General features: G+C 61.9%; 19 protein-coding genes. 7 read left to right on the top strand and 12 right to left on the bottom strand.

The features are described from left to right. From ABH939_RS26465 to ABH939_RS26455, 3 genes are all read right to left on the bottom strand, one after another. The gene (locus ABH939_RS26465) at positions 1–1,746 is read right to left on the bottom strand and encodes a cholesterol oxidase substrate-binding domain-containing protein (protein ID WP_042446738.1); all 1,746 of its coding nucleotides are present in this window, start codon (positions 1,744–1,746) and stop codon (positions 1–3) included. Positions 1,747–1,864: 118 nt separating this feature from the next. Further along, complete coding sequence (locus tag ABH939_RS26460) at positions 1,865–2,668, bottom strand: metal-dependent hydrolase (protein ID WP_404650387.1); 804 nt, start codon at positions 2,666–2,668, stop codon at positions 1,865–1,867. Between the two features lie 219 nt (positions 2,669–2,887). Next, on the bottom strand, positions 2,888–3,352 hold the full coding sequence (locus ABH939_RS26455; protein WP_404650386.1) for a light harvesting protein subunit alpha: 465 nt from the start codon (positions 3,350–3,352) through the stop codon (positions 2,888–2,890). 167 nt (positions 3,353–3,519) lie between these two features. Here ABH939_RS26455 and ABH939_RS26450 point away from each other — a divergent pair, with 167 nt between their 5' ends. After that, complete coding sequence (locus ABH939_RS26450; protein ID WP_003943475.1) at positions 3,520–4,224, top strand: response regulator transcription factor; 705 nt, start codon at positions 3,520–3,522, stop codon at positions 4,222–4,224. Next, a complete protein-coding gene (locus ABH939_RS26445) occupies positions 4,221–5,600 on the top strand; it encodes a sensor histidine kinase (RefSeq protein WP_404650384.1) in 1,380 nt (459 codons plus the stop codon). The genes ABH939_RS26450 and ABH939_RS26445 overlap by 4 nt, the downstream gene beginning before the upstream one ends. On the opposite strand, the gene ABH939_RS26440 is transcribed toward ABH939_RS26445, so the two are convergent. From ABH939_RS26440 to ABH939_RS26405, 8 genes are all read right to left on the bottom strand, one after another. Then, the gene (locus ABH939_RS26440) at positions 5,497–6,486 is read right to left on the bottom strand and encodes an LLM class F420-dependent oxidoreductase (RefSeq protein ID WP_007732341.1); all 990 of its coding nucleotides are present in this window, start codon (positions 6,484–6,486) and stop codon (positions 5,497–5,499) included. The genes ABH939_RS26445 and ABH939_RS26440 overlap by 104 nt on opposite strands. Before the next feature lie 6 nt (positions 6,487–6,492). Continuing rightward, positions 6,493–7,179, bottom strand: coding sequence for an HAD family hydrolase (locus ABH939_RS26435; protein WP_065455116.1), 687 nt, complete (start codon positions 7,177–7,179; stop codon positions 6,493–6,495). Between the two features lie 269 nt (positions 7,180–7,448). After that, entirely contained in the window at positions 7,449–8,900 is a 1,452-nt protein-coding gene (locus tag ABH939_RS26430) for a catalase (protein WP_003943483.1), read from the bottom strand. A gap of 31 nt (positions 8,901–8,931) precedes the next feature. Continuing rightward, on the bottom strand, positions 8,932–9,486 hold the full coding sequence (locus ABH939_RS26425; protein WP_003943517.1) for a Fur family transcriptional regulator: 555 nt from the start codon (positions 9,484–9,486) through the stop codon (positions 8,932–8,934). 291 nt (positions 9,487–9,777) lie between these two features. After that, positions 9,778–10,425: a hypothetical protein gene (locus ABH939_RS26420; RefSeq protein ID WP_042922823.1), complete on the bottom strand. Its 648-nt coding sequence runs from the start codon at positions 10,423–10,425 to the stop codon at positions 9,778–9,780. Next, positions 10,409–12,124, bottom strand: a complete 1,716-nt coding sequence (locus ABH939_RS26415) for a GMC oxidoreductase (RefSeq protein ID WP_007732329.1) — start codon at positions 12,122–12,124, stop codon at positions 10,409–10,411. Before ABH939_RS26415 ends, ABH939_RS26420 begins: the two co-directional genes overlap by 17 nt. Beyond that, positions 12,121–13,605 (bottom strand): NAD(P)/FAD-dependent oxidoreductase, encoded by a 1,485-nt coding sequence (locus tag ABH939_RS26410; RefSeq protein WP_064689100.1) that lies wholly within the window; start codon positions 13,603–13,605, stop codon positions 12,121–12,123. The genes ABH939_RS26415 and ABH939_RS26410 overlap by 4 nt, the downstream gene beginning before the upstream one ends. Further along, positions 13,602–14,126, bottom strand: coding sequence for a TetR/AcrR family transcriptional regulator (locus ABH939_RS26405; protein WP_202427151.1), 525 nt, complete (start codon positions 14,124–14,126; stop codon positions 13,602–13,604). The genes ABH939_RS26410 and ABH939_RS26405 overlap by 4 nt, the downstream gene beginning before the upstream one ends. A 183-nt stretch (positions 14,127–14,309) precedes the next feature. Between ABH939_RS26405 and ABH939_RS26400 the strand changes: the two genes are divergently transcribed. The 5 genes from ABH939_RS26400 (at position 14,310) to ABH939_RS26380 (ending at position 18,076) form a co-directional block, all read left to right on the top strand. Further along, complete coding sequence (locus ABH939_RS26400) at positions 14,310–15,020, top strand: LuxR C-terminal-related transcriptional regulator (protein WP_007732315.1); 711 nt, start codon at positions 14,310–14,312, stop codon at positions 15,018–15,020. A 143-nt stretch (positions 15,021–15,163) separates the two neighbouring features. Beyond that, a complete protein-coding gene (locus ABH939_RS26395; RefSeq protein WP_370333094.1) occupies positions 15,164–15,430 on the top strand; it encodes a response regulator transcription factor in 267 nt (88 codons plus the stop codon). A 131-nt stretch (positions 15,431–15,561) separates the two neighbouring features. Next, entirely contained in the window at positions 15,562–16,629 is a 1,068-nt protein-coding gene (locus ABH939_RS26390) for a sensor histidine kinase (protein WP_042446628.1), read from the top strand. Continuing rightward, positions 16,626–17,723: a hypothetical protein gene (locus tag ABH939_RS26385; RefSeq protein WP_404650382.1), complete on the top strand. Its 1,098-nt coding sequence runs from the start codon at positions 16,626–16,628 to the stop codon at positions 17,721–17,723. Before ABH939_RS26390 ends, ABH939_RS26385 begins: the two co-directional genes overlap by 4 nt. Before the next feature lie 47 nt (positions 17,724–17,770). After that, complete coding sequence (locus tag ABH939_RS26380) at positions 17,771–18,076, top strand: hypothetical protein (protein WP_007732306.1); 306 nt, start codon at positions 17,771–17,773, stop codon at positions 18,074–18,076. Between the two features lie 6 nt (positions 18,077–18,082). Here the strand turns inward: ABH939_RS26380 and ABH939_RS26375 are convergent, their stop codons facing one another. After that, a complete protein-coding gene (locus ABH939_RS26375; protein WP_370852725.1) occupies positions 18,083–18,979 on the bottom strand; it encodes a hydroxymethylglutaryl-CoA lyase in 897 nt (298 codons plus the stop codon). Between the last annotated feature and the right edge of the window lie 16 nt (positions 18,980–18,995).

Below are 18,995 nucleotides of genomic sequence, written 5' to 3'. Positions count from 1 at the left end.
TCAGCTGGGTGGCAATACGCGGTCGAGGAACGTATTGCTGAAGACGCGGTGTGGGTCGTGTTCGTCGAGAGTGGCGAGAGCGAAGTCCCAATTCCCGTCGCCACCGGCACGGAAGGTGGCAGGCACTGTGCTGGTGAGGAATTCGTCGTCCTGGTACGCCGCCTGATCGGTGAATGCCCACCCCTTGGACCACTCCGGACGGAAGGTCGCGTAATCGCCGGAGTAGTTCGCGACCATCCACCGTTCCATTTCGCGAAGGAAGGCAGGCAATCCCGCGGTGCCGGGAATCGAGACCACGTTCATCCAGATCGCTGTGTCCCAGTCCTGACGATCCGCCCGCGGCCGCACCGCTGACAGGTCCGGCACTCCGGCGCTGTCGACCAACACCTCGCCGTCATCGTCGACACCGCAGAGACGCACTTCGAACGGCATGTTGACGGGATACTGCCCCAGCGACGCGTAGTGCGTCATTCGTTCGTTCAGCCAACTCGTCATCTCGTGGACGACTCGGCCGATGTTGGACCGCTTGGTGATCACGGCTCCGCCCCCGGCTACGACGCGCAAGGTCGTGTGCCGGAGGTAGAACAGAACGTCTTTCGACCAGCCCCAGAGATCGTCGGTGTCGGTCAGCACCAATCCTGCTGCTACAGCGCCGAACTGAGAGGCGCCGAACAGCGGTGTCGCAGCTTGGAGACCCTGTGCCACCATCCCCAACGGGGTGGTGACCTCTTCGGGAATCGCGTCGGAGAAGAAGTAGTTGTACGGACCGCTCACCTCTCGGGACTCCGGCGGTTTGACCGGGGTCGGTGTCCAGACCTTGAGCCACGGTGTTTGCGTGAACGGGAACCAGATTGCTTCCACCCGTCCGGATTTCTCGACGAAACTCTCGTAGGTACGCCCTGGCGAACCGGGAGCAGCAAAGAGTTCTTGCCACGGAATGTCGGTGAAACTCTGGCACCGCAGCCGATAATTCTCCCCGGCTTGCAGCGTCACGGAGGTGACGAAGGTTCGACCCAGATGGGTCAGGAAGGCGGTGCTCTCGACGTCCGATCGGTGAAATGTCTTCAGTGCGTACCGATTGATGCCTTCGTCCCACGCCACCACCGTGATCTCGGTGATCAGGTTGCTCAGCGAACCATACGATTGACCAGGGGTGATCGTCTCCCCCACAGCCGGATAGGTTGCCCCGTGAGCACCGATCGCCAGCGCGCCGGCGATGGACAGCTCACCGATCGCCGGAGAGTTGGCCCAGCCGAGCCCTTCTCGCTCGAGCGCTGTCAGAATCGCTTCGATACTGGCGCCGGCGCCCGCCGTGACCGTTGCGGGCGTGCCGTGCTGCACCACAACCGAATTCAGTTTGGCCATCGTATCGACCAGCAGAACTCGATCCGAAGGCGCGCCGGGCACCACCGTCAACGGACTCCACCCGTGCATCGTTCCCTTCGCACGCACTGTGTACCCGTTGTCGAACGCCCAGTTGGCGAGGGTGACGACGTCATCGCTGTGACGTGCCGTGGCCGTCCACACGCTGTCGAGCATGATTTCTCGCGACCAGTTCGCGTACGCCTGCTGTGACAACGGAATGTCCGACGGAAATCCGGGCGGTGGCGCGATGGTCGATGCCGAACCCCAGGGAACTGCTCCCGCCGGCGCCCAGGAAATGCCCGCGAGAGCAGCTGCGCCGGCACTCGCTGCGAGAAATCCGCGCCGGCTCACTCCGTCTTCGCTCGAGCTGTGCTCTGCCATGCGCTCTGCTTGATGCACCACTGCTCACTCCGTCAGCCGACTCGGTTCATGTCAGGGACGAACGTAGAACAAATATGATTACGATGCCAGTGGTTCCGTAATAAAAGTTTTCCGAAGCTCACTGCACCATCGGAGCGAATACCGCGTAGATCGCTTCCGGGGCACCGTCGAACGCACTGATGATCAACCAGGCAGTCAGAACCGTCAGAGCCGGCCCGATCAGAACCTTCTCTAGGTTCCCACCTGCACGGATGGACAGGAATGACGGCAGCCGTTGTTCCCACCATCGTTTGCCGCCGAGTGGGATCAGGGGCGCGAGAAACGGCACCCCTTCCTTGGTGATCGCATCGCCGAGACAGTGCGTGGCGCAGCCCAAGGCCACCGCAACACCTAGCCCCGTGGATCCGGCCTCACTCGGATACCACTGCCAGGTGAGGGCAGAGAGCACCAACGCAACGGCGGAGACCGCGAGCCAACCCTTCTCCTTGGCCAATTCACCCGCCAATCCACGGATGGCCAACCCGAGGCAGAAGAACAGGGTGATGATGATGGCTGGCTTCCCGAACTGAACAACCAGCGCCGAGACCCCGGCACCCAACCCGGCGGCGAACAGCGCGGTGTGCGTGAGCGTCCGATGCCCACCACGACGCTTGCCGTCCTTCTTGCCTTTGGTGATGCGGTAGAAGGTCACCGAAAGTGCGTCGATGCCTTTGGCCAGAGCCTTGCTGAGCGGACCGAATGATCGCGAAACCGTCGACTGACCGGTATCGAGGTCGGGAAGCAAGGCGGCTCCGGCGCACACCCCGGCAAAGGTCAAAGTTTCCGCAGTGGATGTGGGCCCTCCCCAGTCGAGAGGCAACAACTCCGCAACCACCAACCCCACAGCAGCACCGGACATCGCGTGGGTGGGGCCAATGACCATGAAACACAACACCTTTCGAAACGCGCCCCGCATCAGGCCGTACCGCACCTCTGCAAGACACCACACACATGACGCCGTCGGCGACGGCCCCGGCATGCTCGCCGAGACCGCCCCGAACGTAGCAAGTGCTACCGACAGGCTTGACCAACCTCCAGACCCAGTTGAGTACGGCCGTACCGTTCCAGGTCAAAGCGGTTCATGCGGAGCTTTTTTCGCTCGTCAGCCCGCGGCAACCGTGCATGACAGGGCAACACCCTCCTCCAGCGGAGCGACACCGGCCATGTCGAGCACCTCTGCCGGAACACCTTCGGTCGTCGGAGCCCATTCGACGGTCGGCAACGCCGGCACCCCTTCACGCGCAACGAATGTCGCAGCTTCGCTCGGCACTTCGATTGTGACTGTGGCCGTACCGGCCTCCTCCGCGCGCACGACCTTCCCCTCGTCGATGAGCTTCTGCAGCTCCTCGTCGGAAATCGGCGCCGCGACACCACACGCTACTTCGGGAGCCACACCCAACTCGGCTGGAGCGGTCGCGATCGACCGCACCGCCACCGGTGACCCGTCGGAAATCGGGTTGGAAGCCCAGGCGATTCCCGGCGCCACTGCCATACCGAGGACCGCCACGGACGCCACCACCACACCGGTCCGGCGGGCCCGCTTGCCGTTCACTTTCAATCGCGTCATCGTAGTTCTCCTTGATCGAACGTTCTCGAGTTCTCGGCGCGGTCGCATCCGAGAAACCCGAGGTTATGAAGCCAACACTGCAGATCTGTTGTCGGTTTCTTAGGAGTTGATGAGAATGCGACGGCCCTCGCTCCGAGCGAGGCCCCAGGCCTTGATCCGATGGCACCATGGCTGGGGTGAGTACACGCGAGCGCATCCTGATCGTTGACGACGACGCGAAGGTTCTGAATTCGCTCGAACGTGGACTCCGATTGTCGGGCTTCGACACGGCAACTGCCGTCGACGGACGATCGGCCTTGTCATCGGTGAACAAGCAATGCCCGGCCGCGCTCGTTCTCGACGTCAACATGCCCGGTCTCGACGGCGTCGGGGTGGTGACCGCCCTGCGCGCGATCGGCAACGAGGTTCCGATCTGCGTGCTCAGCGCCCGAAGTTCCGTGGGTGATCGCATCGCGGGGCTGGAGGCGGGCGCCGACGACTACCTCACCAAGCCCTTCGAGTTGGCCGAGCTCGTCGCCAGACTCCGCGCATTGCTTCGACGCACGACGCGAGCCACCCCGTCGGTCGACCATCCGATCACGGTGGGACCGCTGACGGTCGATCTCCGCGGCCATCGAGCGCACATCGACGGTAGGCGAATCGAACTCACCAAAAGAGAATTCGACCTGTTGTCGGTACTCGCCGAGCACGCCGGTGTCGTACTCAGTCGCGCACAACTCCTGCGACTCGTCTGGGGTTACGACTTCGCCGCCGACACCAATGTCGTCGACGTCTTTGTCACCTACCTACGCAAGAAACTCGAAGTCGACGGAGCGCCCCGCGTGATCCACACAGTGCGTGGGGTGGGCTTCGTCCTGAGGGCCGAACGATGAAGCGGCCGCTGTCACTTCAGACTCGCGTAGCCATCGCCTCGGGCCTGGCCGCCGGAATCGTGATTGCCGCGATCGGAATTGCGTTCGCGGTCTTTCTGCGTGTCAACGGATCCGAACAACTCGAACGCACTCTCGATTCCGTCACCCTGGGCGTCGCGGCGAGCGCGCCGAGCCCGCTATTCATCGAAACACCAACTGCAACAACAGAACCATCCGTGGTCAGCCCCGGATTCAACGCCGCGACCGTCAGCGCCTTGGCTACCACCGATGTTCGCAGTCGTGATGTTCTGGTGCCCGGCGACAGCGGCGCCGCACTGGCCGTCAGCATCCCCGAAGACCCACTGACCCAGGCAATCCGTGAGCAGCAGTTCCAAGTGGCCGCTGCAGCAGTGGTCGCCATCCTTGCCGCGGCCGGGCTCGGTTGGTTCCTCACCGGCCGAGCCGTCCGGCCACTACAGCAATTGACCGAGACCACCAGTTCGATCGGCAACAACCTCGACGTCGACGGACTCTCGCGCCGGGCACCGTCGGTACGTGGAACGCGAGAAGCCGAAGAACTGTCGGAGGCAATCCACAGCATGCTCAGTCGCATCGAAAGCGATCGAAGCCGCACCGAGGAGGCGTTGGAGTCGGCACGCGATTTCGCTCGCGTCTCCGCCCACGAACTGCGCACACCTCTCACGTCGATGCGTACCGATCTCGAAGTTCTCGCAACACTCGATCTCACGGAAAGCCAACGGCGCGAACTGTCCGGCGAATTGTTGGAAGCGCAGCGCCAGATCGAGCGCACCCTGACCGACCTCGAGACTCTAGCCCTGGGTGACGTGGCCGATCCCGAGGATTGTGCCGACGTCGATCTCGTCGAGGTTGCCGATCGCGCCGTCGCTGACGCCGGCCGTCTGCACCCGCAGGTCGACGTTCGTTTGAAAGCACCGGAAGAACTTTCGATTCAGGCCTTTCCCGCGGGTATCCGTCTGGTGCTGACCAACGCCGTCACCAATTCCGTTCGGCACGGCAATGCCGACGAAGTCGAGATCACCGTCCGATCAGGGGCTGCGACGGGTTCGGCGACGGTTTTCGTCGACGACAACGGTACCGTGATCGCGCCTTCGGAACGCGAAGCGATGTTCGAGAGATTCGTTCGTGGTACCGGTGCGGGCGACGCCGGAAGCGGTTTGGGACTGGCCCTCGTCGCGCAGCAGGCGAGGCTGCACGGCGGTAGCGCGCGACTCGACAAGAGCCCACTCGGCGGAACTCGATTGATCTTCTCGATCAACCCAATTCGACGTGCAGAGCCTCGAGCAGCGGCTTGGCCGCCTCGTCGAAGAATCGGTCTTGGGTATCTCCCCCGATCTGTACCAGTGCCACATCGGTGAATCCGGCGTCCGTGTATGCCTTGACCGCTTCGACGATCACATCGAGATCGGGACCACACGGAATGCTTTCAGCTACATCCTCTTTGCGCACGAACTGAGTCGCACCCGAGAAGCTCGCCGGCGTCGGCAGTTCGGAGTTCACGGACCACCCTCCGCCGAACCACCGGAACTGCTGATGAGCTCGTGCAATTGCCGTGTCGCGATCAGGGTCCCACGAGATCGGAATCTGACCGATGGTCCGGCCTGCGGGAGCCAATCCGTATGCTCGGCCGTGCACGTGCTTCCACAAGTGCACTAGCTCCGAATCCGGTTGCACAGCAATCAGATCGTCGGCCATCGGACCGAAACGCTCGACGGACTTGTCTCCGGACATGGCCAGCGCCAGCGGAACCGGGTTCTCGGGGAGATCCCAGATCCTGGCGGACTGGACGTCGAAGTACTCCCCCTTCCAGCTCACCAGATCTCCGGCGAGCAGTGCGCGAATGATGCTCACCGCCTCCTGCAGCATGTCCTGGCGGGTGTCGATGGACGGCCAACCCTCGCCGACCACATGCTCGTTCAGGCTCTCGCCACTTCCCAATCCCAGGGTGAAGCGTCCGTCCGCGAGGATCTGGATCGTCGCAGCTTTCTGAGCGACGACGGCGGGGTGGTACCTCACGGTCGGACAAGTCACGTACGTCATCAAACCGACTCGCTCGGTGGCGTGGGCGACTGCCCCCAGCACCGACCAGGCGTAGGGCGCATGCCCCTGCTCGGTCAGCCACGGCGAGTAGTGATCACTCATCACTTCGAAGTCGAAGCCGACTTCTTCGGCCCGAACTGCATGGCGAACCAGTTCTTTCGGACCTGCCTGCTCCGTCATCAAGGTGTAGCCGAATCGTGCCATCACTGATCAACTCCCGGTATCTAGGCCTGAAACGAGTTCGGAAATCACACTGCCGTCGAGGTGGTCGAGGAGGTCGCGGGCGTCGTCGTACACGGCAGTCGCACCCGCACCTTCGAGTTCGTCGGTCGACATGCCACCACTGCGCACTCCCACAGCCACAACGCCCGCCCATGTCGCCGCCTTCATGTCCCAGACGGCATCCCCGACCATGACCGCATTGCCCGCGTCGACACCTGCCTTCGCGAGCGCGACCTCGATCAGGTCCGGATCAGGTTTGGCCTCGTCGACGGATTCCGAAGAGGTGGCGGCGTAGATCATTTCGTCGATGTCGAGCGTCCGGCGTAGCAACTTCAGTTCGTCGTCCGGCGCCGAGGTAGCGAGCACCACATGCAGTCCGAGCGAGTGAACTCGGCGGATCAACTCGCGCGCTCCCGGCAGTACTCGGAGACGGTCGGCCGACTGCCGGTAGTACGTGGTGTGAAGTTCTTTGGCTCGCGGTCCGCACCCGTCGATGTCTTCGCCGAGCAAGGACTCCAGTAGTTGGTCTCCGTCCATGCCGATGCTGCGGTGTACCCGCCACGCGTCGACCGGGCGACCTACCTCGAAGAAAGCTCGCGACCACGCTTCTACGTGCAGATAGTTGGAATCGACGAGCGTTCCGTCGATGTCGAAGAGAACCGCACCTATTGCCATGGGAATTGACTGCCCAACACCTCGGTTCGCGAAACTTGTGCCCCGAGCATTCTCAGCTCGAGAAGCGGATCATGGAGAGTGCGAACAGCAGAAGTGCACGTCGAACAGGGGTGTCGTCATGGAGTCAGTCGTTGTATTCCTTCTCGCATGCTTCGTCTATTGGTTTGCGCTTCTGTAGTTGGGTAGACGGAAACGGACCGCTGCCGGGAAGTGATTTCCCTTGCAGCGGTCCGCATTCGGTAGACCTAAGCGATGCTCATGTCAGCGGGTCACTGACCTGCGCGTACACCTTCTTCGACGCGCTTGCCCAAATCTGCGTCGACGTTCTTCCAGTACTCGAAGACACGCAACAGAACTTCCTCACTGACGCCGGCAAGGGCGTGGCCGACGATGTTGCTCACCAGGCGCTCACGAGCTGCGTCGTCGAGAACTTCACGGACCAGCGTTCCGGCCTGCGTGAAGTCGCCGTCCTCGGCGTGCTCGATGTATCCGGCGCGCACTGCCTTGCCGTCGAACGCCCACAGTCCTTCGTCACCGGCAACCGACGGATCGGCATGCGGTCCGCCGTACGAGTTCGGTGCGTACACCGGCGTCGACGGGGAATTGAAGCTGTAACGCATGGCGCCCTCCTTGGAGTAGGAGTTCACCTCGTTCTTCGGGGCATTGACCGGCAGGTCGGCGTAGTTGGTGCCGATGCGGTAACGATGTGCGTCGGCGTAGGAGAAGACGCGGCCGAGAAGCATCTTGTCCGGGCTGAATCCGATGCCGGGCACCACGTTCGACGGCTCGAACGAAGCCTGCTCGATCTGCGCGAAGAAGTTCTCCGGGTTGCGGTTGAGCGTCCACTTGCCGACCTCGATCAGTGGGTAGTCCTTCTGGGACCAGACCTTGGTGAGGTCGAACGGGTTGAAGCGGTAGCCTTCGGCCTCGTCGACCGGCATGATCTGAACCTTGAGTGTCCAGCTCGGGAAATTACCGGCCTCGATGGCGTTGTACAGATCCGCGCGGTGGTAGTCGGGATCGCTACCGGCGAGGCTGTCTGCTTCGGCCTGCGTCAGGAACTCGATGCCCTGATCGGTCTTGAAGTGGTACTTCACCCAGAAGCGTTCACCCGCAGCGTTGACCCACTGGTAGGTGTGCGATCCGAAGCCGTCCATGTTGCGCCAGGTCTTCGGGATACCGCGGTCACCCATCAGCCAGGTCACCTGGTGAGCGGTCTCGGGACGCAGAGTCCAGAAGTCCCACTGCATGTCGTGGTCACGAAGACCGGAGCCGGGCAGTCGCTTCTGCGAACGAATGAAGTCGGGGAACTTGATGGCGTCCTTGATGAAGAACACCGGGGTGTTGTTGCCGACGAGGTCGTAGTTTCCCTCTTCGGTGTAGAACTTCATCGCGAAACCGCGCGGATCGCGCCAGGTGTCCGGGCTGCCCTGCTCACCGGCGACGGTGGAGAAGCGGACGAGGGACTCGGTCTTCTTACCCGGCTGCAGGAACGCGGCCTTGGTGTACTTGCTGACGTCGTGTGTGATGACGAGTTCACCGAAAGCGCCGCCGCCCTTGGCGTGGACGATGCGCTCCGGGACACGCTCGCGGTTGAACTGCGCGAGCTTCTCGATCAGGTAGTGGTCGTGAAGGAGCACCGGCCCCTGAATACCCGCGGTCAGCGATTCGTCATCACTTGCGACCGCGATACCGAAATTGTTGGTGGTGGGCTTGGTCATGGCGAAGCCTCCTAGCGTTGTGGGCTGGGCGTCAGAGGAGCGGGGCTGCATCCGAGTCGAACGCATGGGCTGCATGCGAGGTGGCTGACTCGGAGGTTCTGGACGCATCAATTCGATTCTGCGAGACCGCGTCCGACTCGGTGTCGGATTCGGCAGAATTCTTCAGGCAATCTTCGCAACGGCCCCAGAACACGACCTCGGCTTCGTCGATTTCGAAGCCGTGATTATCGGAAGGTTCGAGGCAGGGAGCTTGGCCGACAACACAATCGACGTCGACGACCTTGCCGCAGCCGCGACAGACGAGGTGATGGTGGTTGTCACCAGTCCTCGTCTCGAACCGTGCGGGCGAACCCGCCGGCTCGATGCGTCGCAGCAATCCTGCGTTCACGCATGCCTTCAGCACGTCGTAAACGGCCTGTGTGGATACCGATCCGAGCTGCTGCCGCACGAGTGCTGCAACAGAATCGGCGTCTGAATGCGGTTGGGCTGTAACCGCATCCAGCACGGCGAGGCGCGGAGCAGTGACCCTCAACCCGACGGCGCGCAATTGCGCTCGGGGGTCGAAGTCATGCTCTCCGTCTCGCATGTTTCCCAGTATGCCGCTTTTCTGGAATTAGTCAAGAAAAGGATTGCCTAAGTTGAATCGAGACCGGTGTCACATATCAAGGACGGGAACAAATCCGGGGAGACCGCCGTTGAACACCCTGTCGGCGTCCGAACAAGCCCCGGGCCCCACCCCTTTTGTCGCTGCGAGCGACCACCCGCCGAGAGGCGCCTGTGGGACGTCGACACCTGACTTTCACACCACACCACACGACCAAGGCCGCCCGGTCACTGACGGGCGGCCTTGGTCGCTTTTTCTCAGGTCAAACCCCCGCTACCGATGCTTGGCCGCTCCCGTAGTCATTTTTCCGCCCAGAATCACGACGCCGTGATGGGTGCCCGCAGCAAGCCAGTCCGGCAGGGTCTGCCCCTCTGCCTCGACGCCCACGCGCGCGTATCGGAACGATCCCGTCAGCCTTGCCGACGCGATCGCCAGACCTCCACCGGACTCCGGCTGCGCAAATCCCAACGCCCCGGCAATCGGCAGACGCGGCCCGAGCATCCGCGTATCCGAACGCACCCGCCAACCGTCGCCGGTTGCAGTGAATTTCTGCTGCACGTCTCCGTCGAACTCGGCCAGAACCTTGGGTAGTTGCCAGTGGACTCGCCCACCGTGCACCGACGGTTCCGAATCCACCGCGATGAAAGGGACCGCCATCCGCGGCATAGGCCCGATCCGTTTCCCTGGCGCATGCAAGACCGGACTGGCGAGGATCTCGCGATACGGGCCGACCGGCGAATCGAGGTAGTCCACCATCATGGCCACCGTCATCGGAATCGTTCGACCATCCGGGCCGAGCTCCCGCGCCGCCGACGTACTGCGGTGCCACCACAGTGTCGCGCGAACGCGAGCCGGCCACGGCGGCGGATCACTCACCGGCCAGTCGACGCGGTCACTTGTCGATTCAGGCACGCTCCACATCGGACACCTTCTCAGCTCGAATGGTCAGGGGAAGCCGCAAAGCGCCTGGTGCATGCGTCGGCACCACCGGATCGGACGGCAAAGTCGGATCGATACGTACGTATGGCTCGCCGGTCTTCGGGCGGGCGTCCGCGCCACCCTTGTTCGGCCACATCGCGCACGCTCGTTCCGCCTGCGCAGTGATGGTCAGGGAAGGATTCACTCCGAGATTTGCGCTCACCACCGAACCGTCCATGACGTGCAGTCCCTCGTGACCGTATGCACGCAGATACGGATCGACGACGCCACTCGACGCGCTGTCACCGATCGCGCAGCCACCCAGAAAGTGTGCCGTCATCGGGATGTTCACGATCTCGGCGATGGAACCACCCGGGTCGCCGTCGATCTTCTCGGCGACCTTGCGAATGGCTGTATGACCCTGCGGAATCCACTGAGGAGGTGGATCGCCCGGTCCCGGTCTACTGGTGAGGGAGCGCCCGAATCGTTTGGTGTTCTTGGAAAGTTCGAGGGAGTTGTCGTCGGTCTGCATCACCAGCGCGATGACGGTTCGCTCGGACCAGTTCCGTACCGACAACGACCGCAAGAACGCTCCTGGGTGTCGGGCCGCGACTGCCAGAGTCTTCAGCACCCGGGGAGTTCGCCCACCGCCGTCACTCAGGACGGTCTGCAGAAGTCCTATTGCATTGCTGCCCTTGCCGTATCGCACCGGCTCGATGTGCGTGTGATCATCCGGGTGAAAGGACGACGTGATGGCTACGCCCTGCGTGAAGTTCCGTCGACGCGACTTCGACGTTGCGGCCAGTACGGCTTCGGAATTGGTACGTACGACGGTGCCGAGAGTATCCGACAGGCCCGGCAGGGCACCGGATTCCTTCATACCGAGCAGCAGTCTCGCCGTTCCGTACGTTCCGGCGGCAACCACCACCTGATCGGCGGTGAACCGAACTTCTCGCCGGCGGACGCCGTCCGTTCGCCTCGCGAGCAGGCGGTAACCACCGCTTGCCGCCGGCCGAAGGTCGGTGACGGTCGTGAGCGGATGAACCCTGGCGCCCGCTTGCTCGGCGAGATGGAGGTAGTTCTTGACCAGCGTGTTCTTCGCACCGACTCGGCAACCGGTCATACATCCCCCGCATTCCGTGCAACCTGTGCGTTCGGGTCCTTTTCCGCCGAAGAACGGGTCCGGCACGGAAACTCCTGCCTCCCCGAAGAAAACCCCGACGGGGGTGGACGTGAAGGTCTCCCCCACGCCCATCTCTTCGGCTACGTCCTTCATCACCGCATCGGCAGGAGTGAAGGACGGATTGGTGCGAACACCCAACATCCGTTTGGCCTGGTCGTAGTACGGCGCCAGTTCGTCGTGCCAGTCAGTGATGTGCGCCCACTGACGGTCTTCGAAGAACCGATTGGGTGGCTGATACAACGTGTTGGCGTAGTTCAACGACCCACCTCCGACGCCGGCCCCCGCCATCACGAGCACATCCGGAAGAAGATGGATGCGCTGAACCCCATAACATCCGATCCACGGCGCCCACAGGTACTTTCGAAGTCTCCAACTGGTTTCAGGCAACTCGTCGTCGGCAAACCGTCGACCGGCTTCGAGCACCCCGACGCGGTAGCCCTTCTCCGTCAGGCGAAGAGCGGCGACACTGCCACCGAATCCCGAACCGATAACCACCACGTCGTAGTGCGTCGCGGTCATGCCTCGACGCTTTCGATCTTGCGAGCGGAGTAGTTCTCCCGATCGAAATGCTCCAGCAGCGAACGGAATTTGAAAGTGAACGTCGGCCACTGCACCGAGTTGCGCCCCTCCGGATCGATGTACCAACTCGAGCATCCGCCCTTGTTCCACACCGTGTGCTGCAACTCGTGCTGAATTCCCTTGTTGTAGTGCACCTGCACCGTCTCGTTCACGTCGAGGGCATCGATCCGCTCTCGCTTCATGGTGTTCAAGGCGTCGTTGACGTACTCGGCCTGGGACTCGAGCATGTACACGATCGAACTGTGTCCGAGGTTGGTGTTCGGACCGTACATGAGGAACAGATTCGGGAACCCGCTGACCGCAGTACCCTTGTACGCGTTGGGGCTACCGTTCCAATGTGCGGCCAGCGTCTCGCCACGTTTTCCGGTGATCAGATGCGCAACAGGCGGTTCCGTCGGCGTGAACCCCGTGGCGAAGATGATGGTGTCGACCTTGTGCTCGACGCCGCTTCCGTCGACCACTCCGTTTTCGGTGACCGAGACGAGCCCACTGTCGACCAGGCTCACGTCCGCGCGGTCAAGGGTGCGCAACCAGTCGTTGGACAGAAGCATGCGCTTGCAACCGATCGTGAAATCGGGAGTCAGTTTCCGGCGCAACTCCGGATCTTTCACCTGTCTGCGCAGATGAAGGCGCGCGGCCGCCTCGAAGGCAGGCAGCACCCACGTCGCGTGCGACATCGCGGCACCGAGTAGCTCGCGGAAGCCGTAAACCCACCCTCGAATCACCTTCTGTGTAAAGGGAATCCGCGAGTACACGGCCTTCTGTGCAGCAGGCAGGGTGCGATCCATCCGCGGAATCACCCAGGCCGGAGTTCGCTGGAACACGGTGACATGGGCAGCAGGGTCGGCAATTTCGGGAACGAACTGAACCGCCGACGCTCCCGTTCCGATCACGGCTACGCGCTCACCACGCAGTTCATGTTCGTGGTTCCACGTCGCCGAATGGAAAGTGGTCCCCGAGAATTGGTCGAGGCCGGGGAAATCCGGGATCTTGGGCGTCGACAACGCTCCGGTCGCGGCGACCAGAGCTTTGGCCGTCAACGACCCTCGAGATGTCCGAATACGCCACAGCGCCGCATCCTCGTCCCACACAGCAGCTTCGAGTTCGCAGTTCAGGACTACGCGTTCCACGATGCCGGTGTCTGCGGCCACCTTCTTCAGATAGTTGTAGATCTCGGGTTGACGAGCAAAGGTATGACTCCAATCGGCGCTCGGCGCAAAAGAATACGAGTACAACGCCGTCGGCACGTCACAGGCACAGCCTGGATAGGTGTTGTCGCGCCAAGTGCCGCCGATGTCAGCTCCACGCTCGATCAACACGACGTCTGCAGCGCGGTTGTCGCGAAGCATTCTGGCGGCCAAGCCCATACCGGCAAATCCGGCACCGACGATCAGCGTTTCGACATGTTCGGGAAGCTTCACTTCTTCTCCACTCGGGATTGCCAGGCCGGCAACAGTCGCGCTCTGAGCGCGTCGTCGGCTTCGGATGTACGAAACAGGGCTGAGACGGCAAGCCCACGAACGAGTTCGATGGTGAGTTCGACCGACTCGGAATCGAACCGATCACCGAACAACTCGGCGCTGCCGAACTCGAGCGCCTCACTCACCTTGCGTTCGAGGGGCACCGTCGCCGCATGCAGAACGGGATCGGTCCGCGCCGCGACCCACAATTCGAGGGCGGCATAGAACAGCGGCCCGGAGAACGCGTCCGACAGGACCTCGAGGCCTCGACCACGATCCACTTCAGCGGTGAGGATTTCTTCCAGCCGCTTGTCGACCAGATACTCGACGGCCGCGACGACCAGCGATTCCTTGGTCGGAAAATGATGCAGTTGCGTACCCCGCGAGACGCCTGCGCGGCGGGCGATCTCTTGCGTGCTGGTCCGTGCGTAGCCCAGCTCGACCAACGATTCGACGGCGGCGTCGAGGAGGCGCCCACGCATCGCCGCTGTACGTTCGGCCTGGGTACGGCTTACTTTCGCATCGGAAGTGGTCTCGGTCACAAGACAACTGTAGAGCCGAAACGTAAAACAGTCCAGGCTGACTTCAAATCTTGACACGTAACATACCGGTCAGTCAGCTCTGCCTGATAACGTCCTCGCATCGAGCGGAGGGAAACAATCGCTATGCCAGAGCAAACAGCATTTCCACACCGCCGTGTCGGGTTGGTGGAAGACCACGAGTCGGTAGCAATCGGCGTGTCCGTGATGCTCGAGGACGAGCCGGACCTCGAATTGGTGTGCATCGCGACCACTGTGTCCGAGATGCTCGCTCAGAACGTCGCCTTGGATCTGGCAATCCTCGACCTCCGGCTGGCCGACGGTTCATCGCCCAAGAGCAATGTCGAGCAACTGCGGGCCGCCGGGCTCGAGACATTGATCTTCACCGGGGCGGAAAACCCGTACCTCGTTCGCTCGGCCGCCCGTGCCGGCGTACTGGGTGTTGTACGCAAGTCCGAACCGACTGCCGTCGTGGTTGATGCGATACGCGCCGCCGCGTCGGGAAGGCAGGTGGTGACGACAGAGTGGGCTGCCGCAATCGACGGGGATCCAGGTCTCGACGAAGTGGGTCTGAGCCCTCGACAACTCGAGGTCCTCGAACTTTACGCATCCGGAGAGAAGGCGGATCGAGTTGCGCGACTCACCGGTTTGGCGCCGCAGACGGTTAACGACTACCTCCAGCGCATCAGGCAGAAATATGCGGCTGTCGGACGACCCGCACCGACAAAAACGGATTTGTACAAACGCGCGGTCGAAGACGGGGTGTTACCAATTCCTGAACGGCCTACTTCCGGAAAAAAGCTGACTTTGACCAACAATGAGGTTCGGCAACAATAACTCTCACAGCGCTGCCCCTGAAAATATGGGCAGAGGAATTGATGTCTGGGAAAAATTTCCCTCTTCGAATTACATTCATCTGACAAGAAGACGGCACTGTCGGGGGTCTGTCATTCCGCTACAGAGAAGTAAGGACGAAACTCATGACAGTCACTGTGGAAAACTGCATGGCACAGGATCCCGTAGGACCGCACCTTTCGGAGCGCGAAATCGAGGTTCTCAGGGAATGGCTACTGAGTGATTCGAAGTCACGCGTTGCTCAAAACCTCTACATCAGCGTGGGAACGGTGGGGACCCACCTGTCGCGGATTCGCGAGAAGTATGCCGACGTTGGAAGGAACGCACCGACGAAATGCGAATTACTCGTGCGAGCGATACAAGATCAGATAGTGACGATCGACGAACTCTGATCGACAGAGTTGCTTTCGACAAAACAGCCAGTGCTTCTGACGAAATTCTGAGGCTCTTCGGCCGCTTCATCGGCGCCGGCTATGTCTGCTATTTGATATTGCTTGCCCCTGCGATTGCAGAAGCCACCACGATGTCTGCGTCGTGGTGGACTCCACTGGCGGTGGTCGCGACTTTCGGTAGTGGGCTGGCGCTGGGAGCATCGACGTTCCACGCCGACACCCGATGGGTGAAACGAACTGCGAGCGCAAATGCGGTTCTCTACGTCGTGGTCATCCTCCTGTGGTGGCCGGCGTGGAATGGTGACCACGTCACAGATTTCACCTTGTGGATTTCCAATTTCCCCGGCGTCGCCAGCCTTGCTGCCGCTGCAGCTTGGCGACCGGCCGCTGCCGTCGTGCACCTTTTCGTAGTGGCAACACTCGCACAGTTGACCAATCACATAATCCGGACGAGTCCCACGACGCACCTGTTGGTTCCCGACCTCGCCTTCGCCTGGACATTTTGCGCGGTTTTCGTAGCAGCGGCCGTCATGGCCTTGCGAACCGGACGAGTACTGGATGCGACCATCGCCACCACTCATGCCGCTGCCGCCGGCGCCGCCGCGGCCGAGGCCAAATCCGTCGAACGCGAAAGATTCGACGCACTCATCCACGACACCGTGATGTCGACTCTGCTCGCTGCTTCGAGAAACGACGCCGATCCCTCGGTCGTCGCTCAGGCGCGAAGGACGGTGGCAAGACTCGACGAACTGCGCTCCGGAACCGACCACGAGACGAGTTTCGACTTCGACGGAATCCTCGCTCAGTTGCGTTCAGCCGCTTCGGAAGTGGACGAAAACATCACGTTCGAGACCGCCCTCTCCGACGGGTCTGATCCGAGCGGATACGCACCCGACTCGATTCGTGCGATGGCCGGTGCGATGGCCGAGGCACTGCGCAACAGCGTCAAACACGCCGGAAGCAGTGCACGGCGTTCGGTCACGGTCACGGCAACCGCCACCCACCTCGAAGTAGTCGTCACCGACGACGGCGTCGGCTTCGATCCGAGCTCCGTCGAGACGCATCGCCTCGGAATCACTGTCAGCATCCGCGGCAGAATGCGTCAACTCGACGGCGGATCGGCAACCATTCGATCGTCACCCGGCCGCGGCACTTCGGTGACTCTGACGTTGAGCTTGCCCGTAGCGGTGATGACATGACCAGGCCGGACGGACGAGATGTCCGCGATCTTCTCGGCATGCACAGCCGTGCTGCTCGATTCATGGCTGCATGCTTCGCGCTCACCTGCGTGATCTCGGTCGCCTACACATCCTCCGACGTCCGCGCAGTCTGGCCGATGATCTTGGCAATTATCGTGTGCTCGACTGCGGCTTTCACACTCGTACTGAGCAGAGGCGACCCGATGCCGCTGGGGCAGAGCGTTCTGGTGTCTCTGACCGGCGCCGTCACGAGCGGCCTGGTGTTGTCAGTGGTTCCCGTCCCCGTCAACGACATGACTCAACTCTGGATGTTCGGGATGTCGACGGCAGTCTTCACCTTCATGTGCGTTCGTGGGCGTACAGCACTCGCGTGGCTCGGGCTTGGACTCATGGTGTTGGCGACCGCCATCTGGTCCTCCACCACCGGCCAGGGGGCCATGTACGGAGTGTCGTTGACGGTCATCAACGCGGGCCCAGTTCTGATGTCGACCTTCTTCGCATACACCATCCGTCCTCAAGCCAGGGTTATCTACGAACTTCGTGAGCAGTCCACCCAACGAATTGCCTCCGCATCCGCCAGTGCTGCGATTCTCGAGGAACGCGACGCGCAACTCGACAGGCTCGATGTCCTTGCACGCCCGCTCCTCGAACGGGTCGCTTCCGGGGTTCCACTGACAACCACCGAGCGGCAAGAATGCGAACTCCTCGAGGCGCAACTCCGAGATTCGCTGAGGGCGACAGGCTTACAACAAACAGATGTCATCGATGCTGTGCGTGCCGCTCGAAACCGCGGCGTCGAAGTGGTCCTGCTCGACGACCACGGAATGGATGGCGCGAACCCCGACGTGCGCGACCGAATCCACTCGAGCATCGTCCGGGAACTCACCGCGATCACGCGAGGAAAAGTGACCATACGGATCCTTCCACCTCGGCGTACCGCTATGGCCACGATGCTGGTCGACACTGAAGACGTTCGACGAATCGAGTTCGATCACAACGGAATGCAGCTGCTACGGCAGGGGGACCGGGGAGAGCTCGGCACCTCGTCCATGTCCGTCGATTCGACTACAGACAGCGCCGTCGAACCCGAATAGCTTTCGAGGAGAGTGAGATTCACCGGGTCGATCACCAGGAGAAATGAATGATCTTCGAACTGCGTCCAGCGCATGTCGCGCGTGCCCTCGCCGCATTGTGTGCCCTTCCGATTCTGTGGACCTTCGCAGTAGAGGGAATCACCACGACAACGGAATACGACTACAGCACGGGCGAAGTGTCCTCGTCGAGCGACCTGGGCTCTCAGATCGGAAGCGTCGCGATCTGGATCGTCCTCGCGATCGCATTTGCCGCCGGTGCATGGTATCTGGAGAAGCAGCGCATCGGTTGGCCGGCCGCGGCGCACGAGCAGCTGGTCAAACTGCAGCTGGCATCACCCAACCGAGAAGAGTAAAGGTCCCTACCGCTTCCGATCGCCGGCGCGGAGAAGATTACTGGGAACCGTATGGCCCACTATCTCCTCTGCAACGGCAGCGGCACGAATGCTCGCATCCAGGTCGATACCCGTCGCAATGCCCATGTCTTCGAGCATGTAGACCAGTTCCTCCGTCGCGATGTTGCCACTGGCACCGGGAGCGAACGGACAACCGCCGAGACCTCCGGTGGACGCGTCGAGGTTTCGAACACCGTGCTGCACAGCCGCAAACGCGCAAGCAAGACCAGCGCCACGCGTGTTGTGGAAGTGCGCACCCAAGCCGAAGTCACCTACTCTTTCGCCCACAGCGTCGATCAATCGTCCGACACGTCCCGGCGTGGCAGTGCCGATGGTATCTGCGATCGAGAACTGATCAGCACCGAACTCCTTGGCCTGCTCCGCAATCCGCAGAACACGATCCGGGTCGGTTGGACCGTCGAACGGACAGTCCCAGGCTGTGGCCACGATGACCTCCACCCGTCCTCCGGCGTCGTGGACGATCCTGACGACCTCTCCGATACGTTCGGTCGCTTGCTCCGTCGTCGACCGAGTGTTGGCCTCGCTGTGGCCATTCGATGCCGACACAACATATTCGACGGTTTTCATTCCTGCGGCGACGGCCCGTTTCGCTCCACCGATTCCGGCGACCAATGCCGAGAACTCGATGCCGGGCCACTGGTGCAGTTCTGCTGCCAACAATTCCGCGTCGGCCAACGCCGGCACAGCGCGCGGTGAGACGAACGACGTCGCCTCGATACGCGAAACACCCGTCGCAGCCAGAGCGTCGACAAGACGAAGTTTCTCCGCCAGCGACACCGGGTCTTCGATCTGCAACCCGTCCCGTGGTCCGACTTCACGAATACTGACTGCTGGAATACCCACGCCAGGTACCGACATG

It is taken from the genome of Rhodococcus sp. 27YEA6 (genome assembly GCF_044908235.1).
Classification (GTDB): domain Bacteria; phylum Actinomycetota; class Actinomycetes; order Mycobacteriales; family Mycobacteriaceae; genus Rhodococcus_F; species Rhodococcus_F qingshengii.
Note: the sequence above shows the minus strand (reverse complement) of the source record. Positions and strands in the feature narration are given on the sequence as shown.

Excerpts from the sequence above, each read along its gene's own strand:
- ABH939_RS26385 (WP_404650382.1), top strand. The coding sequence starts at position 16,626 with ATGACCAGGCCGGACGGACGAGATGTCCGCGATCTTCTCGGCATGCAC.
- ABH939_RS26430 (WP_003943483.1), bottom strand. The coding sequence starts at position 8,900 with ATGACCAAGCCCACCACCAACAATTTCGGTATCGCGGTCGCAAGTGAT.
- ABH939_RS26455 (WP_404650386.1), bottom strand. The coding sequence starts at position 3,352 with ATGACGCGATTGAAAGTGAACGGCAAGCGGGCCCGCCGGACCGGTGTG.
- ABH939_RS26440 (WP_007732341.1), bottom strand. The coding sequence starts at position 6,486 with ATGGCACGATTCGGCTACACCTTGATGACGGAGCAGGCAGGTCCGAAA.
- ABH939_RS26380 (WP_007732306.1), top strand. The coding sequence starts at position 17,771 with ATGATCTTCGAACTGCGTCCAGCGCATGTCGCGCGTGCCCTCGCCGCA.
- ABH939_RS26460 (WP_404650387.1), bottom strand. The coding sequence starts at position 2,668 with ATGGTCATTGGCCCCACCCACGCGATGTCCGGTGCTGCTGTGGGGTTG.
- ABH939_RS26415 (WP_007732329.1), bottom strand. The coding sequence starts at position 12,124 with ATGACCGCGACGCACTACGACGTGGTGGTTATCGGTTCGGGATTCGGT.
- ABH939_RS26445 (WP_404650384.1), top strand. The coding sequence starts at position 4,221 with ATGAAGCGGCCGCTGTCACTTCAGACTCGCGTAGCCATCGCCTCGGGC.
- ABH939_RS26420 (WP_042922823.1), bottom strand. The coding sequence starts at position 10,425 with ATGTGGAGCGTGCCTGAATCGACAAGTGACCGCGTCGACTGGCCGGTG.
- ABH939_RS26435 (WP_065455116.1), bottom strand. The coding sequence starts at position 7,179 with ATGGCAATAGGTGCGGTTCTCTTCGACATCGACGGAACGCTCGTCGAT.
- ABH939_RS26405 (WP_202427151.1), bottom strand. The coding sequence starts at position 14,126 with ATGCGTGGGCGCCTCCTCGACGCCGCCGTCGAATCGTTGGTCGAGCTG.
- ABH939_RS26450 (WP_003943475.1), top strand. The coding sequence starts at position 3,520 with ATGGCTGGGGTGAGTACACGCGAGCGCATCCTGATCGTTGACGACGAC.
- ABH939_RS26400 (WP_007732315.1), top strand. The coding sequence starts at position 14,310 with ATGCCAGAGCAAACAGCATTTCCACACCGCCGTGTCGGGTTGGTGGAA.
- ABH939_RS26465 (WP_042446738.1), bottom strand. The coding sequence starts at position 1,746 with ATGGCAGAGCACAGCTCGAGCGAAGACGGAGTGAGCCGGCGCGGATTT.
- ABH939_RS26425 (WP_003943517.1), bottom strand. The coding sequence starts at position 9,486 with ATGCGAGACGGAGAGCATGACTTCGACCCCCGAGCGCAATTGCGCGCC.
- ABH939_RS26395 (WP_370333094.1), top strand. The coding sequence starts at position 15,164 with ATGACAGTCACTGTGGAAAACTGCATGGCACAGGATCCCGTAGGACCG.
- ABH939_RS26390 (WP_042446628.1), top strand. The coding sequence starts at position 15,562 with ATGTCTGCGTCGTGGTGGACTCCACTGGCGGTGGTCGCGACTTTCGGT.